The sequence below is a fragment of the Pseudomonas sp. LBUM1646 genome (assembly GCF_059716165.1).
In genome coordinates, this window is the sequence record NZ_CP166810.1 from 3,622,815 (window position 1) to 3,636,949 (window position 14,135).

Below are 14,135 nucleotides of genomic sequence, written 5' to 3' on the forward strand. Positions count from 1 at the left end.
TGTCTAACCCCTTGTGCAGTTGCGACTCAGAGACCAACCAGTGCCGCGAGCCCACCGATATCGGTGATCTGCTGGTAGCCGTAGAACGCGTTGCCCGGGACTTCGTGACCACGGGCGACGAAGGCCTTGTTCTTGATCTTCATGTCGTGGGCCGGCATCAGGTCGTAACGGAAGCTGGAGGACACATGCAAGATGTCTTCCGGGCCGCAGTTGAGGTTGTCGAGCATGTACTCGAACGCCGCCAGACGCGGTTTGTAGGCCTGGGCCTGTTCGGCGGTGAAGACTTTGTGGAACGGCGCGCCGAGCTTGTCGACGTTGGACATGATCTGGCTGTCGCTGGCGTTGGAGAAAATCACCAGCGGGATCTTGTCGGCGATTTTCGACAGGCCGGCCGGGACGTCCGGGTGCGGGCCCCAGGTCGGTACGGCGTCGTAATACAGCTGACCTTCGTTGCGGTATTCGATACCCCAACGCTTGCAGGTCCGGGCCAGGGCGGTCTTGAGGATTTCGTCGTAAGGCATCCAGTCGCCCATGACCTGGTCCAGGCGATAGGCCGAGAAATCCTTGACGAATTGGTCCATCTGCCCGGCAGGTACGCGATCAGCGAAAATCTCGCGAGTCATCGTGCCCATGTGGAAATTGGTCAGCGTACCGTAGCAGTCGAACGTAATGAATTTGGGGCGAAGAAAGCTCATTGAGTGCGGTCCTGAAGTTCGTTGAGGTCATGGCGTGACTGGCATTCGCGTGGTTTGCGAAGCTGTGATGCAACGCTGCAGCACACCGTCATTACAACACCGTGAAATCAGCAGATGGCGTTAAAAGCGACCTCTGCTCGATACAAACCACCGTTTTGACCGCCCCCCTCAGCAGACTTTGCGGCCCGCTCCAGCCTTGGGCAAACCCCGTATTTGTGCGCTCTTATGGACCTTTATAGCCCTGTGCGGCCCGTGTGTGCCGCGATTGGCCGCAGAAACTGCGCCGGGCTGAATGAAAACGGGCGCTTCCCTGGGGAAGCGCCCGTTTGGGTGCTGATTTCGAGCTTACCCTTGGCACCTTGTAGCAGCTGCTGCATTCGGCTTGTAGCCGCCGCCGAAGCACGAGACCTCGTTCGGCTTGTAGCAGCTGTCGAGGCACGAGGCTGCGTTCGGCTTGTAGCAGCTGCCGAGGCACGAGGCCTCGTTCGGCTTGTAGCAGCTGTCGAGGCACGAGGCTGCGTTCGGCTTGTAGCAGCTGCCGAGGCACGAGGCTGCGTTCGGCTTGTAGCAGCTGTCGAGGCACGAGGCTGCGTTCGGCTGCGAAGCAGTCGCCAGATCAGGCGCTGCGGTGTTCCAGTTAAACCGTGTACTCAGGTTTTACGACTGCTTCGCAGCCGAACGCAGCCTCGTGCCTCGGCAGCTGCTACAAGCAAACACTGGCTCGGCAGCTGCTACGGGGTATCTATTGGAGGATATCGATCAGCACACTCTTGAAGCGCAGGTTCGCTTCAAACGCTTCACGCCCCAAATCCTTGCCGATGCCCGAGCGTTTGTAGCCACCCGTCGGGAGGATGTAGTCATTACTACGACCGTAACGATTGACCCACACCGTCCCCGCTTCCAGCTTGCGCACCAGCCGCAGGGCGCGATTGATGTCGGCCGTGTGTACGCCCGCCGCCAGGCCATAGGTGGCATGCGCGGCCAGGCTCAGCGCCTGCTCTTCATCATCAAACGCCTGCACCGTCAGCACCGGGCCGAAGATTTCTTCGCAGACTGCCGGGTTCTGATTGTCGAGGCCGGCCAGCAGCGTCGGCTGGTAATACGCACCGCCCAACCCTTCAAACAATCCGCCACCGGTCAGCACTTCGGCCCCAGCCTGGCGCGAGCGCTGGACAATACCGTCAATACGATTGGCCTGGAGTCGGGAAATGATCGGTGACAGCATGCTCTCGGGCGACCAGGTCGGACCGGGGCGCAGCTCTTCAAAGTACGCCAGCAAGTGCGCGATAAACGGTTCCATGATCGAGCGCTGAATCAGCAACCGAGAACCGGACACGCAGACCTGCCCAGCATTCCCGGTAATGGCCAGCGCCACGGTGCGTGCGGTTTTGGCGATGTCCGGTATGTCGGCGAACACCAGTTGCGGACTCTTGCCGCCGAGTTCCAGCGTCACCGGTTTCGGCCCCACCAACGCGCAGGTCGACATGATGCTCGACCCGGTGGCGGTAGAACCGGTAAAGGTCACCTTGCCCACGCGTGGATGCCGGCACAACGCGTCGCCAGTGATGCGGCCATCACCCTGGACCACGTTGAAAATCCCCGCCGGAATGCCCGCCTGTAGTGCCAGTTCGGCAAAACGCAGGCTGGAGAATGGCGTCAGTTCCGAAGGCTTGAGCACCACGGCATTCCCTGCGGCCAAGGCCGGGGCGACTTTCCAGGAGGCCATGCTCAACGGGAAATTCCACGGCGCAATGGCCGCGATCACACCGTAAGGTTCGGCGATCTGCATACCCAATCGGTCGGTCTGGGTCGCCGCGACCTGGCCACCGTGCTTGTCTGCCAGTTCAGCAAAAAAGCGAATGCCTTCGGCGACGTAGGGAATGTCCCAGGCAATCACATCTTTATGCGGGCGGGTTGAGCCGACCGCTTCCAATGGCGCAAGAATCTCGGCGTCCGCTTCGATCAGATCAGCCCAACGGCGCATGACCCGCGCCCGCTCCCGAGGTGGCCGGCTGGCCCAATCGCTGCGGTTGAACGCCTGCCAGGCATTGTTGACCGCTTCATCCACCAGGCCGGCATCGGCAATCGGCAACCCGGCGTAGACCTGGCCGTCCGAGGGCCGCACCACCTCCAGTCCCGGTTGCGCATCGCGGTATTGGCCGCCGATAAAATGGGCGCTGCGCACAGCGATAAGACGAGGATCGAAGCTATCCATGGAGCACTCCAAAATAGGGCTGGCGAGTCGTTGATTCAGACTTCCATCGTAGAAAAAAAGCCCAAGCATTTGCTGCCGACCTTGCCGTGCAAATAAGTAGTAAGTGTGGTCTTGTGGCCTCTGCCTCGCGGAATCTGCCGAATGTTCCAAGCCCTCTTGTCAGCCCTTCACGCAGATGGGATACAGGCACCATCACGCCGGAAAACCGGCCGCTCGTGCACACTGTTCAACGGAGACTCGCCATGTCCGCCCCTTATGTTTATCGCCCGATGACCGCTGCCGATCTGCCGGCAGCCCACGCTTTGTCCGTGCAATTGAAGTGGCCCCATCGGCTGGACGACTGGGCCATGGTGCTGCGACTCAGCGACGGCTTCGTAGCGCTCGATGGCGAGCGGCTGATCGGCACGGCTTTCACCTGCCCTCAAGGGGATTTCGCCACCATTGGCCTGGTGATCGTCAGCGATGATTATCAAGGCCAGGGCATCGGCCGCCAGTTGATGGAGCAGGCGCTGGATGCTTGCCAGAAACGCACGCCAGTGTTGAACGCGACCCTCGCCGGTGCGCCGCTTTATGTCAGTCAGGGCTTTGTCGAGTTTGGACGGATTCAGCAGCATCAAGGCCTGGCGCAAGCCCCTGCCCCAGCGCCGCTGGCCGAGGGCGAAACCGGTCGCCCACTGCGTGACGCCGATAAGGCGCGCGTGCTCGAACTGGCCAACGCCGGTACTGGAATGGACCGACAAGCCGTGCTAAGCGACCTGTTCGATGTCATCGAGCACGCCGTGGTCATCGAGCGCGACGGCCAGGTGCGCGCCTTCGCCATGCTGCGTCCCTACGGCCGTGGTCGCGGCGTTGGCCCGGTGGTTGCCGAAAACCTGGAGCAAGCCCAACACCTGATCGCGACGTTGCTCGCCCAGGTGCCGGACACCTTCGTACGCATCGACATTCCGGCGGATAGCGGCCTGAGCGACTGGCTGGAAACCGCCGGTCTCAAGCAGGTCGACACCGTCGCGCTGATGGCCCGTGGCACCCCGCCGCAAAGTGCCGACGGCATACGCCAGTTTGCCGTGGTCACCCAAGCCATCGGCTGATCGCTTGGCCCGATATAACCCTCGTCACCCAACACCTTTATTTGCATGGAGCGTCACCCGTATGTCCCAACCTACCGTTCTGCTGTTGGCTCGCGCTGACGGCAGCCGCATTGCCACGCCTTTCAAAGCGATGCCGTTGAGTGCTCTGGACCCATTTATCGACAGTCGTCAGGTCGCCTGGTCCGGGCTCGACGGGGTGTCTGCCGGCATCGTGGAAGCCGGCGAAGTGTTTGATATCGAGGATTTCCCGCACACCGAAGTGATCGTCGTCCACGCCGGCCATGTGGTGCTGAAAACCATAGAGCAGACACTGGAACTGGGTATCGGTGCCAGCGCGGTGATCGCTCGCGGAACGGCGCTGCGGATCGAAGCCCACGCTGGTACTCAATGGGCCTTTTGTGCCATGTCCACCGCAGTGCCGACACCCGGCCTGACCTTGCTTGATCCACTGGCGATGCTCTCGCCTTCGGCAGCACCGGAACCGCAAATCCTGATCGGCCCGACGCCGCAATGCCGGTCACGCAATGCCTTTGAAGATGCGGCCACCGATCTGCGTGTCGGCGTCTGGGACTCGACGCCTTACGAACGTCATGGCCGCGCGCACAAACTCAATGAATTGATGCACTTGATTGAAGGCAGCGTGACCTTGCTCGCAGCGGATGGATCAAGCGTGACGGTCAACACCGGCGACAGCGTGTTCGTGCCGCAAGGTGCACCGTGCGCCTGGAAAAGCACGCGGTATGTACGCAAGGTGTATGCCGTCAAATAGCGGTATGCGTCAGCAGGCACTGCACTAATGCGTCAAACACCACTTTGCAGCGCGGGCTGTTGCGCAGGTCTTCGTGCATGGTGACCCAGGCGTCCAGTTGGAAGGTGAGGTGCTCGGGTAATACCTGCACCAGACTCGCGTCGCGCCTGGCAATTGCCGACTGGCAAAACCCGATGCCAGCGCCCGCCCGGATCATGGCAAGTTGGGCCAGGTCGCTGTCGGAACGCAAGGAAAAGCCTTCGCGGCTCCAGCCTGGCACGCGTTTGCTGGCGGCGCGCAGGAATGGTGTCTCGGTGTCGAAGCCGATCAATGTGTGCCGAGCCAGGTCTGCCGGTACTGCCGGCGTGCCGAACTGGTGCAGGTAATCGGCTTGGGCGTGGAGCCCGATCTTGACGTTGCCGACACTGCGGGCGATGAGTTGCTCCTGTTTCGGCGCGGTCATACGCACGGCGATGTCGGCCTCGCGTTGCAACAAATCCTGCACGCGGTTGGTGGCCACCAGTTCAATGGTGAGTTGCGGATGTGCCTGACGCAGCCGCGCCAATGCAGGCGGCAGCACTTCCACGGCAATCACTTCGCTGGCGGTAACGCGCACCGTGCCGCCCGTCGTTTGCCCCTGTCCGGCCATCGCCCGCTCCAGGGCCGCCGCGTTGCTGTGCATGGCCTCGGCGTAACTGCGCAAGGTCAATGCCGCTTCGGTTGGCATCAATCCCGTTCTTGAGCGCGTGAACAAGGTCTGTTTGAACGAGGCTTCGAGTTCGGCAACGTGGCGCCCCACGGTCGGCTGGGTAATGCCCAGCGCCCGCGCGGCCGCCGACAGCGAGCCGTGGGTCAGCACCGCCAGAAAGCTTCGATAGAGTTCCCAGCCAATATTTTTAGTCATACATAAATGTATAGCTAGTGGTGGATATTCAGCAATTTCTTTCATCCCGTCCGTAGCGCCAGAATGGATTTCAATTCGGGAGAACGTGACATGGCGCAGAAAGTTCTAGTACTGGGTGCAACGGGTGGCATCGGCGGCGAAGTGGCCCGCCAGTTGCGCGACGCGGGATGGCAAGTCCAGGCGCTGCAACGCGGCCTCACGCAAAGCCGCGAAACCCGCGAGGGCATTCTCTATCTGCGTGGCGATGCGCTGAATCGCGATGACGTGATGCGCGCCGCAAGGGGTTGCAGCGTGCTGATCCACGCGGTGAATCCGCCCGGTTATCGTCGCTGGCATGAATGGGTGCTGCCGATGATGGATAACACCATCGGCGCCGCCTTGAAAGAAGGCGCCACCATTGTGTTGCCCGGCACGGTCTACAACTTCGGCCCGGATGCCTTCCCGCAGTTGACCGAGGATTCACCGCAGCATCCACTGACCCGCAAAGGCCAGATCCGCGTCCAGCTCGAACAACGATTGCACGCCGCAACACAACAAGGCGCACGGGCAATTGTGCTGCGCAGCGGCGATTTTTTTGGTCCGCAGGCCGGCAACAGTTGGTTTTCCCAAGGGATGATCAAGCCTGGGCAAGCGGTGAAGCGCATCAACCTGCCGAGCGATCCCGGCGTCGGTCATCAATGGGCCTATTTGCCGGATGTCGCGCAGACCATGGTGCAATTACTCGGCCATCGGGAGCGTCTGGCACCCTTCTCGACCTTCCATATGGCCGGGTATTGGGACGCCGATGGCACGCAGATCGCAACCGCCATTGCACGCTGCGTTGAACGCGATGGCGGGCAGGCGAAATTGCGACCCTTTCCGTGGTGGCTGGCGCGCCTGGTCTCGCCTTTTGTCACCACGCTGCGTGAACTTCTGGAGATGCGCTACCTGTGGCAACAACCGTTGCGCATGGACAACAGCCGTTTGCTGGCGGTGCTCGGGACCGAACCGCACACGCCGCTGGAACAAGCGGTCGAAACCACCCTGAAAGGTTTGGGCTGTCTTGCGCTCCCCCATCGTTGAAGCTTTCAGCGATACTCGGCGCACCTCTCATAGGATTTGAAAGTGAGCGCCGAACCGATGAACAACAAAAAACACACGCTGATCTTCTGTGGATTGCTCGCCCTGCCCTGGGGCGTACAGGCACAGGAAACACCTTCGCACCTGGACAGTGTCATGCAGCAAGGTGTGCTGACGGTCTGCACCACCGGGGACTACAAGCCCTACACCTATAAAAATGAAAACGGCGAGTACGAAGGCATCGACATTGCGATGGCTCGCTCGCTGGCTGACAGCCTGGGTGCCAAGGTGAAATGGGAGCAAACCACCTGGAAAACCCTGATGCCCGACCTGCTCGCGGGCAAATGCGACATCGCGATGGGCGGGATTTCGGTGACGCTGGAACGGCAGAAAAAAGCCTTTTTCAGCAGCACCCTCGACGTCGATGGCAAGGTTCCGTTGGTACGCTGCGAAGATCAGGCGCGTTACCAGACAGTCGAGCAGATCAACCAGCCGTCAGTGCGGCTGATCGAACCGGCCGGCGGCACCAATGAGGCGTTTGTGCATGCCTTCCTGCCCAAGGCGCAGTTGATGCTGCACGACAATGTGACGCTGTTCCAGGCATTGCTGGACAAGAAAGCCGACGTGATGATTACCGATGCCTCCGAGGCGCTGTACCAGCAGAAACTCAAGCCTGGGTTGTGCGCGGTGAACCCGAGCCAGTATTTCCAGTATGGCGAGAAGGCCTATCTGCTGCCGCGTGATGATGTTACGTGGAAGCAGTATGTTGATCAGTGGTTGCACCTGAGCAAGGTCACTGGCAACTATCAGAAAGTTGTGGGCCAGTGGTTGGCGATCCCGTAGCAGCTGGCGAAGCCTGCGTCCGGCTGCGCAGCAGTCGTAAAACCAGACGCCGCGGTCTGTCAGGCACACCGCGTGTACGGGATTCACGACTGCTGCGCAGCCGGACGCAGGCTTCGCCAGCTGCTACATAGAGTGGGTTGGGCCACTGGGTTTTCGGTGGACTGGAAAATGAGCGGGCTTTACCAAAGCCCCACGGTATAACTGACGATCAGCCGATTTTCATCCAGGTCATTGCCAAAGTTCGAACGCACCGAAGCATTACGCCATTTAAACCCCAGCCCTTTCAGTGTGCCGTCCTGCACGACGTAGGCGATGTCGGTGTTGCGCTCCCACTCCTTGCCCTCGCCCGGCGCACTGCGTTGCACGTTGTCGCCAGAAATGTAGCGGGTCATAAAACTCAACCCCGGCACACCGAGCGCGGCGAAGTTGTAGTCGTAGCGGGCTTGCCAGGAGTGTTCGTCGATGTTGGCGAAGTCACCGATCTGCACGAAGTTGACCAGATAGGGATCACTGCGGCCGATGTACGGGAACGGGTCATCGCCGCTCATGCGCTGGTAACCCAAGCCCAGCGCATGCCCGCCGAGGCTGTAGGTAAACAGCGCGCCGAAGGCCTGGTTGTCGATCTTGCGGAAATTGCCGTCCTCGGTACTGCGCGCGTAGCGCACGTCACTCTTCAGTGATTGACCCGCGCCCAAGTCCAGGGCATGGACGAACCCAAGGTAGTTTTGCTGGTAGATGTTTTCCAGCTTGCCGTAGCGGTATTGCGCCGTGAGGTTAGGCAAGAACTGATAGTCCGCCCCGGCGAACTGGAACTTGTCGCTGCTGCCGCCAATGCGGTTGGCGGTCATGTCCTGATAGTCGGTGGAGTCGACAAAATTGATCTGGGTAAATTGCCCGGCAGTCAGCTTCAACCGGTCGATTTCCTGCACGCTCAGCAAGCCGCCCTTGAAGGTTCCCGGCAACAGCCGCGTGTCGTTGGAACTCACCACCGGGTCCTTGATCTGCAATGTCCCTAACTTCAGGGTGCTGTTGGACAGGCGCACCTTGGCGGTCAGACCCAGCTCGCCATATTGATCCTGCGAACCGCCCGATAAATCCGGCGGCAACAGATTGGTGCCCGCAGTCCCGCCGCCGGAGTCCAGTTTGAAACCGGCCATGCCCAAGGCGTCCAGTCCAAAACCCAGGGTGCCGGCGGTGTAGCCGGACTCCATCCGCAGCAGAAAACCCTGCGCCCATTCCTCGGCCTTGTCCCGCGCGCCTTCCTGACGAAAGTCGCGGTTGAAGTAGAAGTTGCGGGCTTCCAGGCTGCCCTTACTGTCGGCAATGAAATCCGCCTGGGCGCTTGGTACACCGATCAGGCTCAAGCCGAGCAAGGTGCCAACCGGGGTCAACAACCGCTGGGTGGAAGTGAAATGACGCATGCTTTGCTCCTTTTACGGACGCGAGCGAGCCCTCTCGGGGGCGTTGCGATCGCGTCCGATGGTTGTTTTAACAGGTTGTCAGCGACGTCCGGGCAACGCTGCCCAGACGTGTCCGGGGCTCAGGGTTCGAGTTGTCGACCACGGGTTTCCGGCAGGCTCAAGGCCGCCAGAATCACCACGCCATAGGCTCCGGCGGCGAAGACACCGATTCCGGTGCCGATGGGCAAGGTGTCGCTCAGCGCACCGATGAACAGCGGGAACAGCGCGGCGATGGAGCGCCCGGCGTTGTAGCAAAAGCCCTGGCCCGAACCGCGCATGCGGGTCGGAAACAACTCGGTCAGAAACGCCCCCATCCCAGCAAAGATGCCCGAGGCGAAGAAGCCCAGCGGAAAGCCCAACCAGAGCATCCAGGTGTTATCGATGGGCAGTTGGGTGTAGGCCAGAACAATCGCCATGGACCCTACGGCGAACAGGATGAAGTTCTTCTTGCGCCCGATGGCATCGGTCAGCAGCGCACTGGTCACATAGCCGATGTAGGAGCCGACGATCACCATGGCCAGATAGCCGCCGGTGCCAAGCACGCTCAGGCCGCGTTCGGTTTTCAGGTAGGTCGGCAACCAGGTGGTGATCGCGTAATAGCCGCCCAGCGCGCCGGTGGTCAACAACGAGGCGCGCAAGGTGGTGCTGAGCATCCGTGGGGCGAAGATGTCGAAGAACGCCCACGGTGAATCCTGCTCTGGCTTGGCCTTGCGCTCACGCCGGGCGTGCTCGAAGGTGTCCGACTCCTTGACCAACCGACGAATCACCAACACAAACAGCGCCGGCACCAAGCCAATCATGAACAGCGCTCGCCAGGCTTCTTCCGGCGGCAGGAAGCTGAACAGCCCGGCATAGAGCAACGCCGTCATCCCCCAACCCAACGCCCAACCCGCCTGCACCATGCCCACCGCTTTGCCGCGATCCTGTGAGCGAATCACCTCGCCGATCAACACCGCACCTGCCGTCCATTCACCGCCGAAGCCAAAGCCCATCAAGGTCCGGGCCACCAGCAATTGCTCGTAGTTCTGCGCCAGGCCACACAAAAAGGTGAAGAACGCGAACCACAACACCGTCAGTTGCAGAGTCCGTACCCGGCCGATGCGGTCGGACAAAATCCCGGCAACCCAACCGCCTGCCGCCGAGGCCAGCAGCGTGCAGGTGCCGATCAGTCCGGCGTCGCCCTTGGAGATGCCCCAAGTGGCGATCAGCGTCGGAATCACGAAACTCAGCATTTGCGTATCCATGCCGTCCAGGGCATAGCCGATCTTGCAACTCCAGAAGGTACGTTTTTCATTTTTCGACAAGGGGCCATACCAGCTGAACGGACCGGTGCGGCCCGTACCGATAGGCACGTGGTCAGTCATGGTTTTTTCCATGGGAGGTTCCTGCGGCAGCAAGCGAAGATGACGGACACGCCTCATTATTTTTTTGTGAAGGCGTTGTCGTTGGGGAGCGGACGCAGTGACCTGCGTCGTGGAGCGGATTCTTCGCGTCGAGGCTCAGCGGCGTCAAACGGGAAAAAAGCGAGGTAAGGCATAAGAAAATTTGATGCGCTCAATGGGCGGTTCTGGAGTAACAATTGCAACCTGTCCTCTTCATAAGAGCCACAAGCGCCAAGAGAGCCGCCATGAACCTCAAATTCCTCGAAACCTTCGTCTGGGTCGCCCGCCTGCAAAGCTTCAGCCTGACCGCCGAGAAAATGTTCAGCACCCAGGCCGCGATCTCCAGCCGCATCGCTTCGCTAGAAGAGGAGCTGGGCCTGCGCCTGTTCGTGCGCGACTCACGCGGCGTTTCGCTGACGCCCGAAGGCCTGAAGGTGCTCGACTATGCCGAGCAAATGCTTGAGGTCCAGCGCGCGCTGAAACACTCGCTGGACAACACCAGCCCGCAGCAGGGCCTGGTGCGTATCGGTGTGATGGACACGGTGATCCACACCTGGCTCAGCCCGTTGATGTCGACCCTGATGCAGACGTTCCCCGCCGTGGAAATCGAGATCACCGCCGACGCCGCACGCAATCTGTGCGAGCAACTGCAAAAGGGCTACCTCGACATCGTGTTCCAGACCGACCTGATCCGCCACGAAAGCGTGCGCAACCTCGAACTGGCGCATTACCCCATGCACTGGATCGCCGCGAGCAACTCGATCTATGCCCGGCCCTATGCGTCGCTGATCGAAATGGCCAGTGAGCGCATCATCACCTTCGTCAAACACTCGCGCCCGCATCAGGATGTGCTCAACCTGCTGCACGCCCATGGCATCAGCGCGCCGCGGGTCAGTTGTGTCAACTCGGTGTCGGCCATGACCCGGCTGATTCGTGACGGTTTCGGCATTGGCGCGCTTCCGGCAGCGCTGGTGGCCAAGCCCCTGGCCAGCGGCGAGCTGATTCAACTGGAACCCGGCACGCGCCTGCCGCAACTGGATGTCGTGGCCTCGTGGCGCGCCGGCGTCGGCCTGGAACTGATCGAGAGCATTGTCGACATGAGTCGCCAAGTGGTTGGCCAATACGCGATTGATGTCGGCCCGCAACGCATGGTCGCTGCACCGGGTCTGAACAGTCGACGACCGCTCGAATAACTTTTAGTTGTCTGGGGGTAACAACATTCCTAGTTGGACGGCATCGCCACGGTTTTCTAAAAAGAACCCACGAACCTGTGGAGATGCCGTGATGAACCTGCCAGCCCTGTCCTTCGAACAATTGCAGCAGCGCGCCCCCCTGGCCCTGCGCCAAAGCATCGCCGCCGGGCAGTATCAGGGTCACACCAGCGGCCTCGGCCAGGGCCGGGTGCAAGCTAATATCGTGATTCTGCCCAGCGATTGGGCCAACGAGTTCCTGCGCTATTGCACCCTCAATCGTCAGGCCTGCCCGTTGCTTGACGTGACCGAGCCGGGGGATCCGTTTTTCCGCAACCTCGGCACCGCCATTGATATCCGCCATGACGTGCCGCGCTACCGGGTTTATCGCCATGGTGAATTGAGCGACGAGCCGCTGGACATCGAGTCCCTGTGGCAAGACGATCTGGTCGCCTTCGCCATTGGCTGCTCGTTCTCCTTCGAACAACCGCTGCTGGATGCCGGCATCGCCCTCAAACACATCGACCTGGGGCGCAATGTCGCCATGTACCAGACCAATATCGACACCCGCCCTACCGCTCGCCTGAGTGGCAAACTGGTGGTGAGCATGCGCCCGATGAAAGCCGCCGCGGCAATCCAGGCGATTCAAATCACGGCGCGCATGCCCAACGTCCACGGCGCCCCGGTACACATCGGCGATCCTGCGTTGATCGGCATCCACTCGCTGGACACGCCGGATTACGGCGACGCCGTCCCCATCGCCGCCGACGAAATCCCGGTGTTCTGGGCCTGCGGCGTGACACCGCAATCGGTGGTGCAAGCCTCACGTCCACCGCTGTGCATCACCCATGCACCGGGTTGCATGCTGGTGACGGATTTATGGAATAGTGCGGTCTGAGCCTCGGACGAGGCGGTTCTCAACTTGATATGGACGCGATGGATACACGATGAACACCGCTCAGCTATCGATTCAACAGTACATAAACGCCAAAGACGGCAACCGCCCTCACCTGCTGCGCCAGGCCTTTACGCCCGACGCCATCCTCAACATGGTGGTCAACACGGGTTCAATCTCGTTTCCCGCCCATGTTGAAGGCCGCGAGGCCATCGGCGAGGTGTTGGTCAGCCGTTTTGGCCAGACTTTCGAGAACGTTTACACGTTTTGCCTGGGAACCCCACCTGAGGCGGATGCCAACACGTTCCAATGCCAATGGCTGGTCGCGATGTCCGATAAAAATTCTGGCGAAGCCCGTGTCGGTTGCGGTGTGTATGACTGGCAGTTCGAGGCTGAGTCGAGACGGGTCGAGCGACTGACCATCACCATCGAGCACATGGAAACCCTGCCCGCGACCTCTCTGCCCATGATCATGGATTGGGTATCAACGCTGGACTATCCATGGTGCCGGTCGGAAGCAGCCGTGAGCAATGCGCCGGATTCAGGTGAGCTTCAGGCAGTGATCCAGTACGTGACGGCCCGGATGCGTTAACCGGCCACCACCGCCCTTTGCAACCGCTGCCGATATTCGCTCGGCGTCTCCTGCATTTCATGGCGAAAGTGCCGATTGAAATTCGACAGGTTGGCATAGCCGACTTCGAAGCAGATGTTGGCAACGCTGAGGCTGCTTTGCGCCAGTAAACGGCAGGCCCGCTGAACGCGCAGTTTGCGGGTCAGGTCGACGAAGGTGTGGCCGGTGGCACGTTTGAAGAACTTGGAGAACGCCGGTTCGCTCATTTCCAGGCGCTGGGCGATGACGGACAGGCGCAACTCATCGGCGAGGTCGTTGAGGATGTAGTCGAAGACGATGCTCATGCGCTGGGCCGTCAAGGCATCGAGCATCGGCGCGTATTGCAGGCTGGCGAGGGTCTTGCGTTGGCTGTCGGGCGCCGAGGCCAGCAGTTGCAGCAACGCCAGGAACAGGCACAACCGCGCAAAACCCTGGCTGCGGCCGATCTGCTCCAGAAGGTCGGCGGCTTTCTTGCGGGTCGCACCACTGAACTCGATCCCCTGAGCCGCTTGCCGGAACAGGCCTTGCAGCTCATTGAGTTCAGGCACCAGGTTGCGCAGTTGCATCAACGCCTGACCATCGAACTGCAACACCACATCACGCCCCTCGATCACCTCGCCTTTCCCCAGATCGCTGATCCAGTCGTGCGGCAGGCCGGGGCCGATCAGCGCCACATGCCCGGCGTCGAACAGGCCGATGTAGTCACCCGCCAACAGCCGGCCACTGCCTTCGCGAATCAAGTGGATTTCGAACTCGGGATGATGATTCCAGCGCGCCAGGTCGAACGGATAATCGTGCTGATACCAGCGAAAACTGTGCTGCGGCTCGTTGAGGATGACTTCGAGCGCGGGCTGCTTGTCCGCGGTGGCGTACGGGCTCATCACTGTCGCGTCCTTCTTATTGTTGTAGGTCAAGCAAGATTCACACTAAGGCGTGTGGGTTGCCTAGCGCAATGATCGGTGGCGACTGATACTTTTTTGCCGCTGCTGCGTACGGTTAAAAAAGTATCAGTCGGGCGTGTGCCGTTGATTTGTGAGGCCCGTGGG

The 14,135-nt window shown here is 60.7% G+C and carries 13 protein-coding genes; 7 read left to right on the top strand and 6 right to left on the bottom strand.

Annotation, left to right across the window (positions count from 1 at the left end; translation table 11 throughout):
• Positions 1-26 precede the first annotated feature (26 nt).
• Positions 27-695: a haloacid dehalogenase type II gene (locus ACA071_RS16710; protein ID WP_497640170.1), complete on the bottom strand. Its 669-nt coding sequence runs from the start codon at positions 693-695 to the stop codon at positions 27-29.
• A 742-nt stretch (positions 696-1,437) separates the two neighbouring features.
• Entirely contained in the window at positions 1,438-2,910 is a 1,473-nt protein-coding gene (locus tag ACA071_RS16715) for an aldehyde dehydrogenase family protein (RefSeq protein WP_497640171.1), read from the bottom strand.
• 242 nt (positions 2,911-3,152) lie between these two features.
• On the opposite strand from ACA071_RS16715, the gene ACA071_RS16720 reads away from it, so the two are divergent.
• Positions 3,153-3,998, top strand: a complete 846-nt coding sequence (locus ACA071_RS16720) for a GNAT family N-acetyltransferase (RefSeq protein WP_497640172.1) — start codon at positions 3,153-3,155, stop codon at positions 3,996-3,998.
• A 61-nt stretch (positions 3,999-4,059) separates the two neighbouring features.
• Positions 4,060-4,767, top strand: a complete 708-nt coding sequence (locus ACA071_RS16725) for a cupin domain-containing protein (RefSeq protein ID WP_497640173.1) — start codon at positions 4,060-4,062, stop codon at positions 4,765-4,767.
• Here ACA071_RS16725 and ACA071_RS16730 read toward each other — a convergent pair.
• Positions 4,760-5,650 carry a LysR family transcriptional regulator gene (locus ACA071_RS16730; protein ID WP_497640174.1) on the bottom strand — a complete coding sequence of 297 codons (891 nt, stop codon included), beginning with the start codon at positions 5,648-5,650 and terminating at the stop codon, positions 4,760-4,762. The two genes, ACA071_RS16725 and ACA071_RS16730, sit on opposite strands and share 8 nt — an antisense overlap.
• A gap of 90 nt (positions 5,651-5,740) precedes the next feature.
• Here ACA071_RS16730 and ACA071_RS16735 point away from each other — a divergent pair, with 90 nt between their 5' ends.
• Both ACA071_RS16735 and ACA071_RS16740 read left to right on the top strand, forming a co-directional pair.
• A complete protein-coding gene (locus tag ACA071_RS16735; protein ID WP_497640175.1) occupies positions 5,741-6,712 on the top strand; it encodes an NAD-dependent epimerase/dehydratase family protein in 972 nt (323 codons plus the stop codon).
• 57 nt (positions 6,713-6,769) lie between these two features.
• Complete coding sequence (locus ACA071_RS16740; RefSeq protein ID WP_497645325.1) at positions 6,770-7,552, top strand: transporter substrate-binding domain-containing protein; 783 nt, start codon at positions 6,770-6,772, stop codon at positions 7,550-7,552.
• 179 nt (positions 7,553-7,731) lie between these two features.
• Here ACA071_RS16740 and ACA071_RS16745 read toward each other — a convergent pair whose 3' ends face one another.
• Both ACA071_RS16745 and ACA071_RS16750 read right to left on the bottom strand, forming a co-directional pair.
• Positions 7,732-8,973: an OprD family porin gene (locus tag ACA071_RS16745; RefSeq protein ID WP_497640176.1), complete on the bottom strand. Its 1,242-nt coding sequence runs from the start codon at positions 8,971-8,973 to the stop codon at positions 7,732-7,734.
• Positions 8,974-9,092: 119 nt separating this feature from the next.
• Positions 9,093-10,376 carry an MFS transporter gene (locus ACA071_RS16750; protein WP_497640177.1) on the bottom strand — a complete coding sequence of 428 codons (1,284 nt, stop codon included), beginning with the start codon at positions 10,374-10,376 and terminating at the stop codon, positions 9,093-9,095.
• Between the two features lie 263 nt (positions 10,377-10,639).
• On the opposite strand from ACA071_RS16750, the gene ACA071_RS16755 reads away from it, so the two are divergent.
• The 3 genes from ACA071_RS16755 (at position 10,640) to ACA071_RS16765 (ending at position 13,071) form a co-directional block, all read left to right on the top strand.
• Positions 10,640-11,587, top strand: coding sequence for a LysR family transcriptional regulator (locus ACA071_RS16755; protein WP_497640178.1), 948 nt, complete (start codon positions 10,640-10,642; stop codon positions 11,585-11,587).
• Positions 11,588-11,678: 91 nt separating this feature from the next.
• Complete coding sequence (locus ACA071_RS16760) at positions 11,679-12,482, top strand: putative hydro-lyase (RefSeq protein ID WP_497640179.1); 804 nt, start codon at positions 11,679-11,681, stop codon at positions 12,480-12,482.
• Between the two features lie 49 nt (positions 12,483-12,531).
• Entirely contained in the window at positions 12,532-13,071 is a 540-nt protein-coding gene (locus ACA071_RS16765; protein WP_497640180.1) for a hypothetical protein, read from the top strand.
• Here ACA071_RS16765 and ACA071_RS16770 read toward each other — a convergent pair.
• The gene (locus tag ACA071_RS16770) at positions 13,068-13,970 is read right to left on the bottom strand and encodes a helix-turn-helix domain-containing protein (protein WP_497640181.1); all 903 of its coding nucleotides are present in this window, start codon (positions 13,968-13,970) and stop codon (positions 13,068-13,070) included. The two genes, ACA071_RS16765 and ACA071_RS16770, sit on opposite strands and share 4 nt — an antisense overlap.
• Positions 13,971-14,135 lie beyond the last annotated feature (165 nt).